Source organism: Bradyrhizobium sp. USDA 4454 (assembly GCF_054822705.1).
In genome coordinates, this window is sequence record NZ_JBTRCN010000001.1 from 3014132 (window position 1) to 3030884 (window position 16753).

Consider the following 16753-nt stretch of genomic DNA (forward strand, 5'->3'; position numbering starts at 1 on the left):
GCCGGCCGCAGTGAGCAGCGCGACTGATCAGGCCGCCAGCGCCTTGCCTGTCGCGCGCGCCGGCGCAGCAGGCCAGGGCAGCGGAAACACCCGATCGTAGGCGATGTTGAAGACGAACGCGTAGACCAGATAGAACGCGACGATCGAGATATCCATCATCAGCGCGGCCCACAGCGAGACGCCGAGATACCGGGCGACGAACGGGATCAGCAGCACGATCAGCCCGGCCTCGAACAGCATCGCGTGTGCCACACGGATCGGCATCGTCTTGGCGACGCGGCCGGTGAAGCGGACCAGCGCGCGGTCGAAGCCGAGATTGAACAGCAAGTTCCAGACCGTCGCCACCGTCGCCGACACGACGCCGATGACGCCCATATGGGCGACCGGCTGATTGAACAGCCAGGCGGCGGCCGGCGTGAAAATGGCGATACCGATCAGCTCGAACAGGACTGCGTGCCTGACCCGGTCGGAGAAGGAACGCATGGACATAACAAAACCCTTTCTTGTTGTTGTGACCGGGTTTCTATCTGATATTGTGCCAGTAGAAAGTTAGGTAATATCTGGAAAAGAGATAGATGGCCGTTTCCATGGAGCAGCTCGAATCCTTCGTGGCGGCGGCCGAGCAGGGCTCGTTCTCCGGTGCGGCGCGGCTCCTGAAGAAAGCGCAATCGGCGGTCAGCACCCATGTCGCCAATCTGGAAACCGACCTCGGCATCGCGCTGTTCGACCGGGCCGGTCGCAACCCGGTGCTGACCGAAGCCGGCGCGCGGCTGTTGCCGGAAGCAAAACTGATCCTCGATCGCCGCGAGCATCTGATCGGCGTTGCCTCTAGTTTCGAGGCGCATGTCGAGAAACGCCTGGTGGTGGCGATCGACGAGCTCTATCCGGAGAGCGCGGTCGGCGAGCTGTTCGCGGAATTCGCCGGGCGTTTTCCCCATGTCGAGCTGGAGCTGTTGTTTCCGATCTTGGAGGACGTCAGCCGCCTGGTGCTCGACGGCAAGGCCGATGTCGGCGTGATGTGGCGGCAGGAGCAGCTGCCGCCCGAGCTCGGCTTCAAGACCATCGGCTGGGTGCCGCTGCAGCTCGTCTGCGGCAAGAACCACCCGCTGGCGCATGGCCGGGTGGATTCGGAGGAGCTGAAGCGGCATCGCCAGATCATGGTCACGGTGCGCAACGAAGGCACCGAGCGGCACCGGCTGCGGGTCGCAGCCGAGGTGTGGTGGGTCGAGAGCCATTGGGTGATCCTGCAGATCCTCAAGCAGGGCGTCGGCTGGGCGCTGATCCCGGCCCACATCATGGCGAGCTCGCCGGTCGCCTCAGACCTGGCCATTCCCGAACTGGAATTCGACGAGGGCGCGCATCCGGTCGCGCTCGAAGTGGTCTGGCACAAGCAGCGGCCGGCGGGACCGGCGGCAAAATGGCTGCGTCGCCGCTTCGCCACGCGACCGCCGATGCTGCGCATGTGACGGTCGCCTGCTCAGCGCGTGGTGAGCTGACATCGCGGCTGCGATGTGTTGCCATACGCGCAGTACGAACTGCCAGGGTGGAGACGATGGCGAAGCAATTGGAAGGCAAGGTCGCGGCGGTGACCGGTGCGGCATCGGGCATCGGGCTTGCGAGCAGCGAGGTGATGCTGGCGGCCGGCGCCCGCGTGGTGATGGTCGACCGCGACGCGGCCGCGCTGCAAGCCCTCGCCGGCAAGCATGGCGGCGCGGTGATCCCGCTGGTGATCGACCTGCTTGACCCCACGGCCTGCGCGACGCTGCTGCCGCAGGTGCTGGAGAAGGCCGGCCAGCTCGATATCCTGCACGCCAACGCCGGCATCTATGTCGGCGGCGATCTCGTGGATGCCGAGACCGGCGCGATCGACCGGATGCTGAACCTCAACGTCAATGTCGTGATGAAGAACGTGCACGACGTGCTGCCGCACATGATCGCACGCGGCGCGGGCGACATCATCGTGACGAGCTCGCTCGCCGCGCATTTCCCGACGCCGTGGGAGCCGGTCTATGCGTCGTCGAAATGGGCGATCAACTGCTTCGTGCAGACGGTGCGGCGCCAGGTGTTCAAGCACGGCATCCGCGTCGGCTCGATCTCGCCGGGGCCCGTGATCAGCGCGCTGCTCGCCGACTGGCCGGCGCAGAAGCTCGCGGAGGCCAAGGCGGCGGGCAGCCTGCTCGAGGCGAGCGACGTCGCCGAGGTCGTGATGTTCATGCTGACCCGGCCGCGCGGCATGACCATCCGCGACGTCGTGATGCTGCCGACGAATTTCGATTTGTAGGCGTCTCGGCGGTGGCCCGCATGAACTCAGCGACATGCGGGAGCCGGGTGCCCCGGAGGTCGCTCCGCCCATCCGGGCTACGCGATCGGGTGGCTCAGCGGATCGTCACACTGCGACCAGCTCTTCCGCCGTGCTGCCGGTGCGCTTCGGCTTCTTTACCTTGGCCGGCGCGAACAGATTGCTCGCGGCGAGGCCCGCGGTGTCGGCGACGCCGGGATCACACGACACCATGGCGGCGACGATCGCGCCGTCGATCAAGAGCGCCAGCTGATGCGCCAGCACGGCGGGCTCCGCCGCGCCCATCTCGCCGGCCAGCTTCTCGATATGCGCCAGCACCACCTTCTTGTGTTTCAGCGCGATGTTGCGGAACTGCTTGGCGTCCTTGTCGTGCTCGGCGACCGCGTTGATGAAGGGGCAGCCGTAGAAACGCTCCTCGGCGAACCATGTCTTCAAGGCGGGGAAGATCCGCGACAGCTTGGTCTGCGGATCGCCGCCGCCGGCCTCGATCGCGCCGATGAACCATTCGCGCCACTGCTTGCCTTCGCTCTCCAGCACAGCATGCACCAGATTGGTTTTCGAGCCGAACAATTTGTAGAGCGTGGTCTTCGCGGTTCCGGCCTCGTCGATGATCGCATCGATGCCGGTGGCGTTGATGCCGTTCTTGCAGAACAGATGCGTCGCCGCGCTGAGCAGGCGCCCGCGTGCGGATTCATCGTCGCCGGCGGCGAACACCGCGGCGGCTTTTTTCTTGGTGAGCGATTTGGCCATGCGCGGCAGTAAATCGGAGCGCGGCAAAATCATCAAGCCGCATCTTCACGGGGGCGGTCATGTGCGCAGCCATGCGCTGAAAATAATCGCTGCCGCGCAGCATCTGCTTGGCGATTGAGCAGGCCGGCGCTGATCAATCCGCGGGCACGCCGGCTTAAGCGCCTCTACGATTTCAGCTTTTGATTTGGCAGGGGACTGGCACGCTTCGTGCAGGAAACAGACCGTTCGGTATCCTGACCATTTCCATCGCTCCCAGGGAGAAAACTGATGACCGCTGTCGCTCAAAAAACCGCTCTGACCGGCTGCCTCGCGCCGATCGACAAAGGCGGGCTCGAGCAGCTCATTGCCAACGGCAAGGCCAATCCGAAGGTGATCAAGACCTTGAAGTGCAAGACGGTGGCCGAGGGCAAGTTCCGCCACGCCAACTACATCCGCAACCTCGCGCCCTACATCGTCGACGAGCCGCCGGGCCTGCTCGGCGACGATACCGCGCCCAATCCCTCCGAGGCCTCGCTCGCCGCGCTCGGCTCCTGCCTCGCGGTCGGCCTGCACGCCAACGCCGTGCATCGCGGCTGGATCGTCAACAAGCTCGAGCTGGAGCTCGAGGGCGACCTCAACATCACGGCGGTGTGGGGCACCGGCGACGTCAGCGAGAAGCCGGTCGGCTTCACTGATGTGCGCGTCAAGGTCGACATGGAATGCGAGGGCGTCGCGCGGAGCGAGATCGATGCGCTGGTGGCGCATGTGAAGAAGTGGTCGCCGGTCGCCAACACCTTCACCCGCCCCGTCAATCTCGAGGTCAGCGCGTAAGGCTCGGACCGGCAATTCAAGGTGCGGAGACCATCCATGGGTTCACTGGCTTTATCGCGGGTCGCAGCTCAAGATCCCGCACCGACGATTGCGGACGAGGTCGCGCGCCTCGCCCGCCAGGAGCTGGCGCCGCTCGCACCCGCGATCGACGACGGCGCGGTCTATCCTGCCGAATTCCTGCGCCGGCTCGGCGAGGTCGGCGCGTGGAACAGCCACGTGCCGCAGGAGGGCCCCGCCGACCTGCGCTGCGCCATCCAGTCGATGGCCGCGATCGGCGAGGTCTGCGGCGCCACCGCCTTCATGGCTTGGTGCCAGAACACGCTGGTCTGGTACGTCGCGAACTCCACCAACATGAAGCTCGCCACCCGGTTCGGCGACTGCTTCTCCAGCGGGCGCAGGCTCGGCGGCACCGGGCTCTCCAACCCGATGAAGAGCTTCTTCGGCATCGAGCGGCTGAAGCTGAAGGGCCGCAAGGTCGACGGCGGCTACATCGTGCGCGGCGCGCTGCCCTGGGTTTCCAACCTCGGGCCCGACCATTACTTCGGCACGATCTTCGAGCGCGAGGATGTCGACGGCACGAGCGAGCAGGGGCAGACAGTCATGTTCCTCGCCGACTGCGCCGATCCCGCGATCACGCTGACGCCGTGCAAGCCGTTCCTGGCGATGGACGGCACCGGCACCTACAGCGTCCAGTTCCGCGATGCCTTCGTGCCGGACGAATTGATCCTGGCCGAACCCGCCGCGCCGTTCGTCAAGAAGATCCGGGCCGGCTTCATCCTGCTGCAAGTCGGCATGGGCCTCGGCCTGATGAAGGACTGCATCAACATCATGGACGAGGTCCATGCGCCGCTCGGCCATGTCAACCGCTATCTGCCGCAGCAGCCGCTGCAATTCCGCGAGCTCTATGCCGAGTTCGAGAAGGAGGCGATGACCCTGGCGCACGATCCCTACAATGCCGATGACAGCTATTGGCGCCGCGTCGTCGCGCTGCGGCTGCGCATCGGCGACGCCAGCGTCGCGGTCGCGCATGCCGCCATGCTCCATTGCGGCGCGCGCGGCTATCTGATGAGCCACCGCGCCCAGCGCCGGCTGCGCGAGGCCTATTTCGTCGCCATCGTCACGCCCGCCACCAAGCAGCTGCGCAAGATGCTGGCGGATGGCTGACAGGGAGTTCTGGACCACCATAACTGCAACCACAAACAGGAGAGGCTGCCATGACGGACGTTCTGATCACCGCCGGCGAACTTGCCGAGCTCGTCAAGAAAGAACCGTGTGTCATCATCGACACGCGGAATCCGGACGCCTATGCGGCGGGCCATCTGCCAGGTGCCGTCAATGTGCACGACATCTTCACGTTCCTTGCGACCTCGACCCCGGAAGGCATCCACGAGCTGAAGACCAAGTTCGCCGACGCCTTCGGCGCGGCCGGGCTCTCCGGCAAGGAGACCGCCGTGATCTACGAGCAGTCGATGAATTCCGGCTTCGGCCAGTCCTGCCGCGGCTATTTTTTGCTGACCATGCTCGGCTATCCCAAGGTCAAGGTGCTGCATGGCGGCTTCGACGCCTGGAAGGCGGCGGACCTGCCGGTCACCACCGACGTTGCCGTGCCGGCGAAGGCTGGCTTTGCGATCGTGCCGGAGGCCGGCGAGATCATGATCGACGCCAAGACGATGCTGGCGGCGGTCGGCAAGCCTGGCGTTGCGATCCTCGACGTGCGCGATGTCGACGAGTGGATCGGCGAAAGCTCCTCTCCCTACGGCAAGGATTTCTGCCCGCGCAAGGGCCGCATTCCCGGCGCGGTCTGGCTCGAATGGTACCGCATGATGAAGCCGACCGGCGAAGGCCCGCGCTTCAAGTCGAAGGACGAGATCCTGGCCGAATGCGCCACCGTCGGCATCTCGCAGACCACGCCGGTCTATCTCTATTGCTTCAAGGGGGCGCGCGCCTCGAACACTTTCCTGGCGCTGAAGAACGCCGGCGTGAAGGACGTGCGGATGTATTTCGGCTCCTGGAACGAGTGGTCGCGCGATCCGTCGCTGCCGATCGATGAAGGTCTGCCCACATCTGCCGTCGTAACAGGCAAGGCGGCATAGAACCTGCATGTTTGTCGGCGTCCGGCGGCGCAAAACGCGGCCGGACGCCGATCAATGAGCCGGATCGCGGAGCTCTCCGCGTTCGGTGCGACAATGGGGCGCAGCATGTCCACGTCAGACGATCCCTTCGACGCCGACCGCGATCTTTCACGATCCGGCTGCGCCTGCGGCCAGCACCGCTCGGCGGCCGAGCATGAGCATGCCGCGGGCACGCTGCGCTGCGAGCCCGTTTTGAGCGAAGAGAAACGTTACGAGGGCATCGTCGCGTCGGCGGTGATGCGGGCGGTGTTTCCGCAAGATGCCGCGCGCCGCGCATTCCTGAAATCGGTGGGCGCTGCGACCGCGCTCGCCGCACTGTCGCAGGTCTTCCCGATCAAGACCGCGACGGAGGCGTTCGCCGATGCCGGTCCGCCGGAAAAGAAGGACCTCAAGATCGGCTTCATCCCGATCACCTGCGCGACCCCGATCATCATGGCGGCGCCGCTCGGCTTCTACGCCAAGCAAGGCCTCAACGTCGAGGTGGTGAAGACCGCCGGCTGGGCGGTCATTCGCGACAAGACCATCAACAAGGAATACGACGCCGCCCACATGCTGGCGCCGATGCCGATCGCGATCTCGCTGGGCCTTGGCGCCAACGCGATCCCGTTCACGGTGCCCGCGATCGAGAACATCAACGGGCAGGGCATCACGCTGGCGATGAAGCACAAGGATCGGCGCGATCCGAAGGACTGGAAGGGCCTGAAGTTCGCCATTCCGTTCGACTATTCCATGCACAATTATCTGCTGCGCTATTATCTCGCCGAGCACGGGCTCGATCCGGACACCGACGTGCAACTCCGCTCGGTGCCGCCGCCCGAGATGGTCGCCAATCTGCGCGCCGACAATATCGACGGCTTCCTCGCGCCCGACAATATCTGCCAGCGCGCGATCTATGATGGTGTCGGCTTCCTGCACATCCTCTCCAAGGAGATCTGGGACGGTCATCCCTGTTGCAGCTTTGCCGCGAGCCGCGAGTTCATCACCACGGCGCCGAATTCCTTCGCGGCGCTGACCCGCGCGATCGTCGATGCCACCGGCTATGCAGCGAAGGCCGAGAACCGCAAGCAGATTGCGGAAGCGATCGCGCCGGCGAACTATATCAACGCTCCGGTGACGGTGCTGGAGCAGGTCTTGACCGGCACCTATGCCGACGGCCTCGGTGGCGTGAAGACCGATCCGAAGCGCGTCGATTTCGATCCGTTCCCCTGGCAGTCCTTTGCGGTGTGGATGCTGACCCAGATGAAGCGCTGGGGCCAGATCAAGGGCGACGTCGACTACAAAGCGGTTGCCGAGCAGGTCTATCTCGCCACCGACACCAAGAAGGTGATGGCCGAGATGGGCCTTTCGCCGCCGCCGACCGCCTACAAATCGTTCTCGGTGATGGGCAAGAGTTTCGATCCGGCCAAGCCCGATGATTATCTGGCAAGCTTCAAGATCAGGAAGTCGTCGTGAGGAGAGGCGCTTTCTCCACGGCGTCGTCCCGGCGAAGGCCGGGACCCATAACCACCGCTGCTGGTGCTGTTGCAGAGCGTCTCCCCGCGTGCCTCACCGCGCCGGCACGGCGTATGGGTCCCGGCTTTCGCCGGGACGACGTGTTGGGGGAACTCGCCACGTGACGCTTTCCCTCCGTCTCCGCGCCGCCATCGTCTCCATCGCGCTGCTCGCCGCCTTCCTCGGCGCCTGGCATCTCGCGACCCGCGGCAGCGGTGCGGCTGCGAACATGAGCCCGGAATACGCCAAGCTGATGGGGCTGACGGCGACCCAGGGCAAGTCGGCGATGCCCGGACCGCTCGATGTCGGCGCCAAATTGTGGGAGCACCTGAAGCGGCCGTTCTACGATAACGGGCCGAACGACAAGGGGCTCGGCATCCAGCTCGCCTATTCGATCGGCCGGGTCGGGCTCGGCTATCTTATCGCCGTCGTCGTCGCGATCCCGCTCGGCTTCATGATCGGGATGTCGCCTTTGATCAGCAAGGCGCTCGATCCCTTCATCCAGGTGTTGAAGCCGATCTCGCCACTGGCCTGGATGCCGCTGGCGCTCTACACAATCAAGGACTCCTCGATCTCGGCGATCTTCGTCATCTTCATCTGCTCGGTGTGGCCGATGCTGCTCAACACCGCGTTCGGCGTCGCAAGCGTTCGCAAGGAGTGGATCAATGTCGCGCGCACGCTCGAGGTCGGCACCGTCAGGCGCGCCTTCACCGTCATCCTGCCGGCGGCGGCGCCGACGATCCTGACCGGCATGCGGATCTCGATCGGGATTGCCTGGCTCGTGATCGTCGCCGCCGAGATGCTCGTCGGCGGCACCGGCATCGGCTACTTCGTCTGGAACGAGTGGAACAATTTGTCGATCACCAATGTGATCATCGCGATCCTCCTGATCGGCCTTGTCGGCATGCTGCTCGACCAGGTGCTGGCGCGCTTCACGCGCATGGTGACGTTTCCGGAGTAGCGATGACCGACACCCGCATTGCTCCCACTTCACCTCGCCCCGCCTGCGGGGAGAGGTCGATCGCGAAGCGATCGGGTGAGGGGGACTTTCCGCGAGTCCAACTCTCACCATTCTTGCTGAGCATCCCCCTCACCCCGACTCTCTCCCCGCAAGCGGGGAGAGAGGGAGGAGGGAGCTGGCGATGACGGACAAGTTCATCTCCATCGAGGGCATTGCGCGGCGTTATCCCGGCGCCGGCGGCGGCATCACCACCGTGTTCGAGAATTTCTGGCTGTCGATGGCGCGCGGCGAGTTCGGCTGCGTGATCGGCCATTCCGGCTGCGGCAAGACTACCGTGCTGAACATCCTCGCCGGGCTCGACGAGCCGAGCGAGGGGACCGTGATCGTCGACGGGCAGGGCATCGAGGGCACCAGCCTCGACCGCGCCGTGATCTTCCAGAGCCACGCGCTGCTGCCGTGGCGCACCGTGCTCGGCAACGTCGCCTACGCCGTCAGCTCGAAATGGCGCAGATGGGACCGCCCCCGGGTCAGAGCCCACGCGCAGAAATTCATCGATCTGGTCGGGCTCACCGGCTCCGAGCACAAGCATCCGTCGGAATTGTCGGGCGGCATGAAGCAGCGCGTCGGCATCGCGCGGGCGCTGTCGATCACGCCGAAGATCATGCTGATGGACGAGCCGTTCTCGGCGCTCGATGCACTGACCCGCGGCACGCTGCAGGACGAGGTGCGGCGCATCTGCCTGGAAACCGGACAGACCACCTTCATGATCACCCATGACGTCGACGAGGCGATCTTCCTCGCCGACAAGATCTTCCTGATGACCAACGGCCCCGGCGCGGTGCTGGCCGAGATCGTCGAGAATCCGCTGCCGAAGGAGCGCGGCCGCATCGATCTGCACCGCCATCCCTATTATTATGCGCTGCGCAACCATATCGTCGATTTCCTGGTCAGCCGCAGCAAGAGCTTTGCGACCGAGGCGACCGGACACGATCCGCGCCACGTGCCTGTGGTGCGGCCCGGCCTTGGCGACCCGGTGATCGTCTCGCCGCCGCGCGTCGTCGAACCCAATCCCGCGCAGAGCGTTGCGCGCTGAGGCCCAAAGGAGGAAACCCCATGAAACGCGAAGACCTCACCGAGAAGCTGCTCGACATCAAGCGCGAGAAGGGCTGGAGCTGGAAGCACATCTGCGAAAAGATCGGCGGCTATTCAGAGGTCCTGATCGTGGGCGCGATCCTCGGCCAGATGAAGTTGACAAAACCGCAGGCAGCCAATGCCGGCGAGCTGTTCGGGCTGTCGAAGGCCGAGATCGCGATGCTCAACGAGGTGCCGATGCGCGGCACCGGCACGCCGATGCCGCCGACCGATCCCCTGATCTACCGCTTCTACGAGATGGTGATGGTCAACGGCCCGGCCTGGAAGGCGCTGATCGAGGAGGAGTTCGGCGACGGCATCATGTCGGCGATCGACTTCGACATGGCGATGGAACGCGTCGCCAACCCCAAGGGCGACCGCGTCAAGATCACCATGAGCGGCAAATTCCTGCCGTACAAATATTACGGCGCCAGCGGCAACGTGCCGGAATACGGCTTCAAGGAAGAGTGACATTGGCGTCGCGACGCGATGGCAACGTCATTCCGGACGACGCGGAGTGGCGATCGCAGATACGCAATTGCGCATCGGGGAATCTCGAGACTCCGGGTCTGGTCCTTCGGACCATCCCGGAGTGACGGGAGTACCCTACGCCGCACGTCTCAAGCGCGCAGACCTCAGAGGATCGTGCCCGGCGTGTAGCTCGCGGCATCCGGCTTGGCCTTGGCCAGCGCGTCGACCTGCTCGGCGAAATGATCGACCTGGGCGGCGGCGTCGCCGGAGTTGGCGCGGCCCTGGTCGAGCACGGCCTGCAGTTCGGCTTGGCTCAAGCCGAGACGCGGGTCGGCAGCGAGACGTTGCAGCAGGTCGTTCTGCACGATCTTGCCGGTGCGCAGGTCACCGATGGCGGCCACCGCATGCTCCTTGATCGCCTCGTGGGCGCCTTCGCGGCCGGCGCCCTTCTTCACCGCTTCCATCATGACAGTGGTGGTCAGCAGGAACGGCAGATAACGCTTCAGCTCGGTTTCGACGACGGCTTCGAACACTTCCATCTGGTCGAGCACGGTCAGCAACGTCTCGAGCAAGCCGTCCATGGCGAGGAAGGCATCGGGCAGCATCACGCGGCGGACCACCGAGCAGGAGACGTCGCCTTCGTTCCACTGATCGCCGGCAAGCCCTGCGGCCATCGCGAGATAGCCCTTCAGGATCACATGCAGGCCGTTGATGCGCTCGCAGGAGCGGCTGTTCATCTTGTGCGGCATGGCCGAGGAGCCGACTTGGCCCTTGGCAAAGCCTTCGCTGGCAAGTTCGTGGCCCGCCATCAGGCGGATGGTCTTGGCGAAGTTGCCGGGACCGCTGGCGAGCTCGGTGAGCACGCTGACCGCACGGAAGTCGAGGCTGCGCGGATAGACCTGGCCGACGGCATCAAGCGCCTTGGGCAGACCGAGGTGAACGAGGATGCGCTGCTCGAGCGCCCGCGCCTTGCCGGCATCGCCATTGAACAGCGTGATCTGGTCGAGACGGGTGCCGACTGCGCCCTTCAGCCCGCGCGCCGGATAGGTTTGCAGCACGTTGACCAGGCTCTGATGCGCCAGCAGCATCTCCTCGCCGGACATGGCGATGCGCTTGCCGAGCGTCGTGACCTGTGCGGCGACGTTGTGGGTGCGTGCCGTGAACGGGATGTCGCGCAATTGCTTCGCGCGCCTGGCGAAGCGAATGAGCGCGGCGATGCTCTTGGTCTCGACCAGCTGCAACGCGCGGTAGACCTGGAGCTGCTCGACGTTCTCGGTCAGGTCGCGGCTGGTCATGCCCTTGTGCAGGTGCTCGTGACCGGCCAGCTCGCAGAACTCCTCGATGCGCGCTTTCACGTCGTGGCGGGTGATGCGCTCGCGCTGCATGATGGACTTGAGGTTGATCTGGTCCTTGACCCGCTCGTAGCTTTCGATCACGCCGTCCGGAACCGGAATGCCGAGATCGCGCTGCCCCTTCAGCACGGCGATCCAGTAGTCGCGTTCGAGGCGGACCTTGCCTTCGCCACTCCAGATGGCGCGCATGGCGGGTGAGGCGTAACGATCGGCGAGGACGTTGGAAATGTGATCTTGGGACATGATCCCGCTCTCTTGGCATTGCCTGAGGCTGGCCGCAAGCTGCGAGCTGTCATGAATCGTCAGGTCTGATAGCGCCTTGGCCGGACTTGCGGTGCTGACCCCACCATACCAGATTCCCGAAGGCGCCGCCTCGGGCGATCCGGGGACGGGCGCCGGCATGCTCGGAGGCCAGGGCTTGTTGCCGGCGCTCCCCGTCGCGGCGGTCAGGTCATGCCTGACCGGCCGCAAACATATCCCTCATCTCCTTCACCGGCGCCATGTCGCGGACGAAGCTGAACGCACCCTGATCCTTCATCTCGCGGGCGCAGCGCAGGAAGGCGGCGAGGGCGTGGCGCTCCATCGCGCCGCCAACGCTGACGCGCTTGACGCCGGCGGCGGATAGTTGCTCGAGCGTCAAGGTCGGATCGGCAAAGCCCATCACGAGGTTGAACGGCTTCTTGAGCGCCGAGACCACGGTCTTGATGGTGCCGAGGTCGTAGAGGCCCGGCGAATACAGCACATCGGCGCCGACGGCCTCGAACGCCTGCAGCCGCTTGATGGTGTCGTCGAGGTCCTTGCGCCCCCAGAGGAAGTTCTCCGCCCGCGCCGTCAGCGTGAACGGGAAGGGCAGCGCCCGCGCCGCCTCGACGGCGGCCTGCACCCGCTCGACCGCGAGTGAGAACTCGTAGATCGGATGCTCGCGATTGCCGGTCGAGTCCTCGATCGAGCCGCCGACCACGCCGGCTTCGGCCGCCCGCGCGATCGCCTTTGCGGCAGTCTTGGGATCGTCGGCGCCGCAATTCTCCAGATCGGCGTTGACCGGCAGGTCGGTGGCCTCTGCGATCACCCGGCAATTGTCGACGATGGCATCGAGGCTGACGCCGGGTTGCCCAAGCGTGTTGGCGAGCCCGAGGCTGGTGGTCGCGAGCGCCTCGAACCCCATCGCCGCCAGCAGCTTTGCCGTTCCGGCGTCCCACGGATTCGGAATGATGAAGGCGCCGGGCCGCTGATGCAGCTCGCGAAACCGTGCTGCCTTGTCTGCCTGGGTGCGCATGTGAACTCCTGATGGTTGGAAAAGCGACCGAGACCAGCGATAGGGCGGTTTCGGCCATCAGACAAATTTGTTATTTCTCTCGAAATCATCAGCTTTTTGCATGGAGCGAGAGATGGACAGCGACGCGCTCAACACGTTCCTTGTGGTGCACCGGCGCGGCGGGATCTCCAATGCCGCCAAGGCGCTGCATCGCTCGCAGCCGGCGATTTCAAGGCGCATCGCGCTACTCGAGCAGGAGCTCGGCGTTCCGCTGTTCGAGCGGATCGCGGGCAAGACGCGGCTGAGCGATGCCGGACGGGTGATGGTGCCCTATGCCGAACGCGCGGTGGCGGCGGCGCAGGACGCCGAGAATGCCGTGCGGGCGCTCTCGCGCGACAATTCCGGCCCGGTGGCGCTGGCGGTGACCGGCACGCTGGCCGGCGAGCGGCTGTCGAAAGTGCTGAAGCGCTTTGCCCGCCAGTATCCGGACGTCGCGCTGACATTGCGCACGGCAACCAGCGCCGAGGTCAGCGATCTGATCCGGCGCGGCGAGGCGACGATCGGGCTGCGCTACGATCGCGACCGGTCAGAGGATCTCGATTGCGAGGCGCTGCTTGCCGAGCCGCTCGGGGTGGTCTGCGCGCCGGACCATCCGCTGGCCGGACGCAGGGTCGGCAAGCTCGCCGATCTCAGGGATGAGCGCTGGATCGCCTTTCCCGAAGTGCCGGGACGCCGCGAGATCACCGCCTCGCACGTGTTCGCGTTGTTCCTGACGCACGGGCTCGGCGAGATCGCCTGGACGCCGGTCGACAGCCTCACGGCGCAGAAGCGGCTGGTGGAGGCCGGGCTTGGGATCGCCCTGCTGTCGCAAAGCAATGCAGCGGAGGAATTGCGCGCCGCGACGCTTGCCACGATCCGCGTCGGCAATCTCACCGCAAGTCACGAGGTGGTCGCGGTGACGCGGCACGGCGGCTTCCTCAGCGCCGCGTCACGCCGCCTGCTCGACATTGTCCGCAAGGAGTTTTCAAGGAGGCGAAGGGCCAATCGCGACTAGCGAATGGATGCCCCATTCGCTATTCGCCACGCCCCGTTCGCCGGGTTCAGCTTCCCGCCTTGACCTGGGTCACGGCCACGGCCAGCAGCTCGTCCATCTTGGCGCGGATGTCGCGCTCGGTGACGGCCTGGTCCTTGGCGGTGAGGTCCTTCAGCACCTTGTGCAGGACGTCGTTGTCGCCGGCTTGCTCGAAGTCGGCGGCCACGACCTCCTTGGCATAGGCATTGGCGGCATCGCCTGAGATGCCGAGCTTCTCGGCGGCCCACAGGCCGAGCAGCTTGTTGCGGCGCGCCTCAGCCTTGAACTTCAGCTCCTCGTCGAGGGCGAACTTCTTCTCGAAACCTTCCTCGCGCTTGTTGAATTCGTTCATGGCTGAAGTTCCAATCCCTCTGAATGGCGGCTGATCCGCGCGTTGCGGCAGCCCCGATGCCTGCCTAGATAGTTGGGAGGAATCGGCAAGACAACGAGCCGTTAAGCCGCAGGCAGAACAGGCGGAATCGGCCCTTTTTGATAGGGCGGTATAAGTGCCCCGAAGCGGGCACTATCGATTGTGCTGGATGGCCCAATCGGTTAGGTTGCCAACAGGCATGGTTCTTGTTCTGTTTCCAGTGGATTGTTCGGGTTCCAGGCCTCCGCGGCAGCTCCGTCGTGGGTCGTAACCCAAGTCATCCGGAGCACCCAAATCCATGGATTTCAACAAAACACGGTACATCCCAATGAGCCGTCGACGCCGTATCTATGAGGGCAAGGCAAAGGTACTTTATGAAGGCCCCGAGCCGGGAACCCTGATCCAGCACTTCAAGGACGACGCGACCGCGTTCAATGCCAAGAAACACCAGGTGATCGAGGGCAAGGGCGTCCTCAACAACCGGATTTCGGAATACCTGTTTCAGCACCTCAACGACATCGGGGTGCCGACCCACTTCATCCGCCGCCTCAACATGCGCGAGCAGCTGATTCGCGAGGTCGAGATCGTGCCGCTCGAGGTGGTGGTGCGGAATGTCGCCGCCGGCTCGCTGTCGCAGCGGCTCGGGATCGAGGAGGGCACCCAGCTGCCGCGCTCGATCATCGAGTTCTATTACAAGAACGACCAGCTCAACGACCCGATGGTGTCGGAAGAGCACATCACCGCCTTCGGCTGGGCGACGCCGCAGGAGATCGACGACATCATGGCGCTCGCCATCCGCGTCAACGACTTCCTGACGGGCCTCTTCCTCGGCATCGGCATCCGCCTCGTCGACTTCAAGATGGAGTGCGGCCGGCTGTTCGAGAACGAGATGATGCGGATCATCGTCGCCGACGAGATCTCGCCGGACTCCTGCCGGCTGTGGGACATCAAGTCGAACGAGAAGCTCGACAAGGACCGCTTCCGCCGCGATCTCGGCGGCCTGCTCGAGGCTTACACTGAAGTGGCAAAACGGCTCGGCATCCTGATTGAAAACGAGCGGCCGGCCGGCAGCGGCCCGGTGCTGGTGAAGAGCTAGACTGAAGGGACGACCGTGAAGGCACGTGTGACTGTGACATTGAAGTCGGGCATCCTCGATCCGCAGGGAAAGGCGATCGAGGGCGCGCTGAAATCGCTCGGCGTCGACGGCGTCGCCAGCGTTCGCCAGGGCAAGGTGTTCGACATCGAACTCGCCGCGACCGACAAGGCCAAGGCGGAGGCGGCGCTGAGAGCCGCCGCCGACAAGCTGCTGGCGAATACCGTTATCGAGAACTACCGGGTCGAGGTCCTGAGCTAGCGGGGCGAGCCAGATGATGTCAGCCGCGCCCGTCTTCTCTCCTGGTAATGACCGAAGGGTCGCCCGATTGTTGTTGGGCGGTTTGCTGACGATTGCCGGGATCGGCGGTGCTTCGGCTCAGTCGCCTGCGCCGGCGCCGTCGGGGACCACGCAGCGGCCGCCATTTGCAGTCAGCGGCTGGCGTTACGAGCGTCGCACCGACACGCATCTGTTCCGTTGCGAGCAAGCGCAATGCGGAGCGGGTTCGAAGGTCAGCTACCGGGTGTACACCGGCGGAAATCAGATGACCCTCGATCAATTCCGTGACGGGCAGAACCAGATCATCAAGGCGCTGGAACAGCGGACGCCCGGACAGCGGATCACGCTGCTTGGTGTTGACGGCGACAAGGGCACCGCGGTGCCGCGCATGTACAAGGCACGGCGCCTCACGGTGACGCCCAGCGGCGCAAGCGAGTATCAGGTCAACGGCCTGCTGTTTGGCGGACAGGGCTCCGCCAGCCTGATCAGTACGGCGCACGACGAAAAGGCCAGCAACGACAATTACGCAAGATTTGCCGCCGCAGTTAAGCTCGCGCTGGCACCCAAAACCAGGTGACGCAATGAAATCAGCCGTCCTCGTTTTCCCCGGCATCAACCGCGAGCGCGACATGGCGCGCGCGCTGAAACTCGCATCCGGCAACGAGACCGCGATGGTCTGGCACGCCGAGACCTCATTGCCCAAAGGCACCGACCTCGTGGTGGTGCCCGGCGGCTTCTCCTATGGCGACTACCTGCGCTGCGGCGCGATCGCGGCGCGCGCGCCGGTGATGGACGCGGTGCGCGATTTCGCAGCCAAGGGCGGGCTCGTGCTCGGCGTCTGCAATGGCTTCCAGATCCTCTGCGAATCCGGGCTGTTGCCGGGCGTGCTGATGCGCAACGCCGGGCTGAAATTCGTCTGCCGCGACGTGCACATGAAGGTCGAGCGCTCCGACACGCCGTTCACCCGCGGCTACAATGCCGGCCAGGTGATCCGCGTGCCGGTGGCGCATGGTGAGGGCAATTACGAGGCCGACGAGGAGACGCTGAAGCGGCTCGAAGGCGACGGGCGGGTGCTGTACCGCTACTGCTCCGCCGATGGCGTGGTCGACGAGGCCTCGAACTTCAACGGCGCCGCGCATTCGATCGCCGGCATCGTCAATGAGCGCGGCAACGTGCTCGGCATGATGCCGCATCCGGAAAACCACGTCGAAGAGATCATGGGCTGCACCGACGGCCGCGGCCTGTTTGCCGGCTTGGTCCAGCAGTTCGAGAAGGCGGCGTAACGGA

19 protein-coding genes are annotated in these 16753 nt (G+C 64.9%); 14 read left to right on the forward strand and 5 right to left on the reverse strand.

What is annotated here, in order from left to right; translation table 11 throughout:
- Positions 1 to 27 precede the first annotated feature (27 nt).
- Positions 28 to 489 carry a PACE efflux transporter gene (locus ACVIW0_RS13765; RefSeq protein ID WP_461352828.1) on the reverse strand — a complete coding sequence of 154 codons (462 nt, stop codon included), beginning with the start codon at positions 487 to 489 and terminating at the stop codon, positions 28 to 30.
- Positions 490 to 575: 86 nt separating this feature from the next.
- On the opposite strand from ACVIW0_RS13765, the gene ACVIW0_RS13770 reads away from it, so the two are divergent.
- Together ACVIW0_RS13770 and ACVIW0_RS13775 are read left to right on the forward strand one after the other, a co-directional pair.
- On the forward strand, positions 576 to 1466 hold the full coding sequence (locus ACVIW0_RS13770) for a LysR family transcriptional regulator (protein ID WP_461352829.1): 891 nt from the start codon (positions 576 to 578) through the stop codon (positions 1464 to 1466).
- An 86-nt stretch (positions 1467 to 1552) separates the two neighbouring features.
- Positions 1553 to 2281 (forward strand): SDR family oxidoreductase, encoded by a 729-nt coding sequence (locus ACVIW0_RS13775; protein ID WP_461352830.1) that lies wholly within the window; start codon positions 1553 to 1555, stop codon positions 2279 to 2281.
- A gap of 105 nt (positions 2282 to 2386) precedes the next feature.
- Here ACVIW0_RS13775 and ACVIW0_RS13780 read toward each other — a convergent pair whose 3' ends face one another.
- Positions 2387 to 3049, reverse strand: a complete 663-nt coding sequence (locus ACVIW0_RS13780) for a TetR/AcrR family transcriptional regulator (protein WP_461352831.1) — start codon at positions 3047 to 3049, stop codon at positions 2387 to 2389.
- Between the two features lie 267 nt (positions 3050 to 3316).
- Here ACVIW0_RS13780 and ACVIW0_RS13785 point away from each other — a divergent pair, with 267 nt between their 5' ends.
- The 7 genes from ACVIW0_RS13785 (at position 3317) to cynS (ending at position 10045) form a co-directional block, all read left to right on the forward strand.
- A complete protein-coding gene (locus tag ACVIW0_RS13785; protein WP_461352832.1) occupies positions 3317 to 3859 on the forward strand; it encodes an OsmC family protein in 543 nt (180 codons plus the stop codon).
- 36 nt (positions 3860 to 3895) lie between these two features.
- Positions 3896 to 5023 carry an acyl-CoA dehydrogenase family protein gene (locus ACVIW0_RS13790; protein WP_461352833.1) on the forward strand — a complete coding sequence of 376 codons (1128 nt, stop codon included), beginning with the start codon at positions 3896 to 3898 and terminating at the stop codon, positions 5021 to 5023.
- 50 nt (positions 5024 to 5073) lie between these two features.
- Positions 5074 to 5952 (forward strand): sulfurtransferase, encoded by an 879-nt coding sequence (locus ACVIW0_RS13795; RefSeq protein WP_461352834.1) that lies wholly within the window; start codon positions 5074 to 5076, stop codon positions 5950 to 5952.
- 105 nt (positions 5953 to 6057) lie between these two features.
- Positions 6058 to 7443, forward strand: coding sequence for a CmpA/NrtA family ABC transporter substrate-binding protein (locus ACVIW0_RS13800; protein WP_461352835.1), 1386 nt, complete (start codon positions 6058 to 6060; stop codon positions 7441 to 7443).
- 160 nt (positions 7444 to 7603) lie between these two features.
- Positions 7604 to 8443 carry a nitrate ABC transporter permease gene (gene ntrB, locus ACVIW0_RS13805; protein WP_461352836.1) on the forward strand — a complete coding sequence of 280 codons (840 nt, stop codon included), beginning with the start codon at positions 7604 to 7606 and terminating at the stop codon, positions 8441 to 8443.
- A 181-nt stretch (positions 8444 to 8624) separates the two neighbouring features.
- Positions 8625 to 9536, forward strand: coding sequence for an ABC transporter ATP-binding protein (locus ACVIW0_RS13810; protein WP_461352837.1), 912 nt, complete (start codon positions 8625 to 8627; stop codon positions 9534 to 9536).
- 20 nt (positions 9537 to 9556) lie between these two features.
- The gene (gene cynS, locus ACVIW0_RS13815) at positions 9557 to 10045 is read left to right on the forward strand and encodes a cyanase (protein WP_163160216.1); all 489 of its coding nucleotides are present in this window, start codon (positions 9557 to 9559) and stop codon (positions 10043 to 10045) included.
- A gap of 164 nt (positions 10046 to 10209) precedes the next feature.
- On the opposite strand, the gene purB is transcribed toward cynS, so the two are convergent.
- Positions 10210 to 11640: an adenylosuccinate lyase gene (gene purB, locus ACVIW0_RS13820; protein ID WP_461352838.1), complete on the reverse strand. Its 1431-nt coding sequence runs from the start codon at positions 11638 to 11640 to the stop codon at positions 10210 to 10212.
- Between the two features lie 208 nt (positions 11641 to 11848).
- Positions 11849 to 12673 carry an isocitrate lyase/PEP mutase family protein gene (locus ACVIW0_RS13825; RefSeq protein ID WP_461352839.1) on the reverse strand — a complete coding sequence of 275 codons (825 nt, stop codon included), beginning with the start codon at positions 12671 to 12673 and terminating at the stop codon, positions 11849 to 11851.
- 112 nt (positions 12674 to 12785) lie between these two features.
- Between ACVIW0_RS13825 and ACVIW0_RS13830 the strand changes: the two genes are divergently transcribed.
- Positions 12786 to 13706 (forward strand): LysR family transcriptional regulator, encoded by a 921-nt coding sequence (locus ACVIW0_RS13830; protein WP_461352840.1) that lies wholly within the window; start codon positions 12786 to 12788, stop codon positions 13704 to 13706.
- A 46-nt stretch (positions 13707 to 13752) separates the two neighbouring features.
- Here ACVIW0_RS13830 and ACVIW0_RS13835 read toward each other — a convergent pair whose 3' ends face one another.
- On the reverse strand, positions 13753 to 14076 hold the full coding sequence (locus tag ACVIW0_RS13835) for a DUF1476 domain-containing protein (RefSeq protein WP_461352841.1): 324 nt from the start codon (positions 14074 to 14076) through the stop codon (positions 13753 to 13755).
- 346 nt (positions 14077 to 14422) lie between these two features.
- On the opposite strand from ACVIW0_RS13835, the gene purC reads away from it, so the two are divergent.
- The 4 genes from purC to purQ are packed head-to-tail and all read left to right on the forward strand — an operon-like array spanning position 14423 to position 16749.
- Positions 14423 to 15190: a phosphoribosylaminoimidazolesuccinocarboxamide synthase gene (gene purC / locus ACVIW0_RS13840; protein WP_016843454.1), complete on the forward strand. Its 768-nt coding sequence runs from the start codon at positions 14423 to 14425 to the stop codon at positions 15188 to 15190.
- A gap of 15 nt (positions 15191 to 15205) precedes the next feature.
- On the forward strand, positions 15206 to 15448 hold the full coding sequence (purS, locus tag ACVIW0_RS13845; protein ID WP_461352842.1) for a phosphoribosylformylglycinamidine synthase subunit PurS: 243 nt from the start codon (positions 15206 to 15208) through the stop codon (positions 15446 to 15448).
- Between the two features lie 13 nt (positions 15449 to 15461).
- Entirely contained in the window at positions 15462 to 16043 is a 582-nt protein-coding gene (locus ACVIW0_RS13850) for a hypothetical protein (protein ID WP_461352843.1), read from the forward strand.
- A 4-nt stretch (positions 16044 to 16047) separates the two neighbouring features.
- Complete coding sequence (gene purQ, locus ACVIW0_RS13855) at positions 16048 to 16749, forward strand: phosphoribosylformylglycinamidine synthase subunit PurQ (protein WP_461352844.1); 702 nt, start codon at positions 16048 to 16050, stop codon at positions 16747 to 16749.
- Positions 16750 to 16753 lie beyond the last annotated feature (4 nt).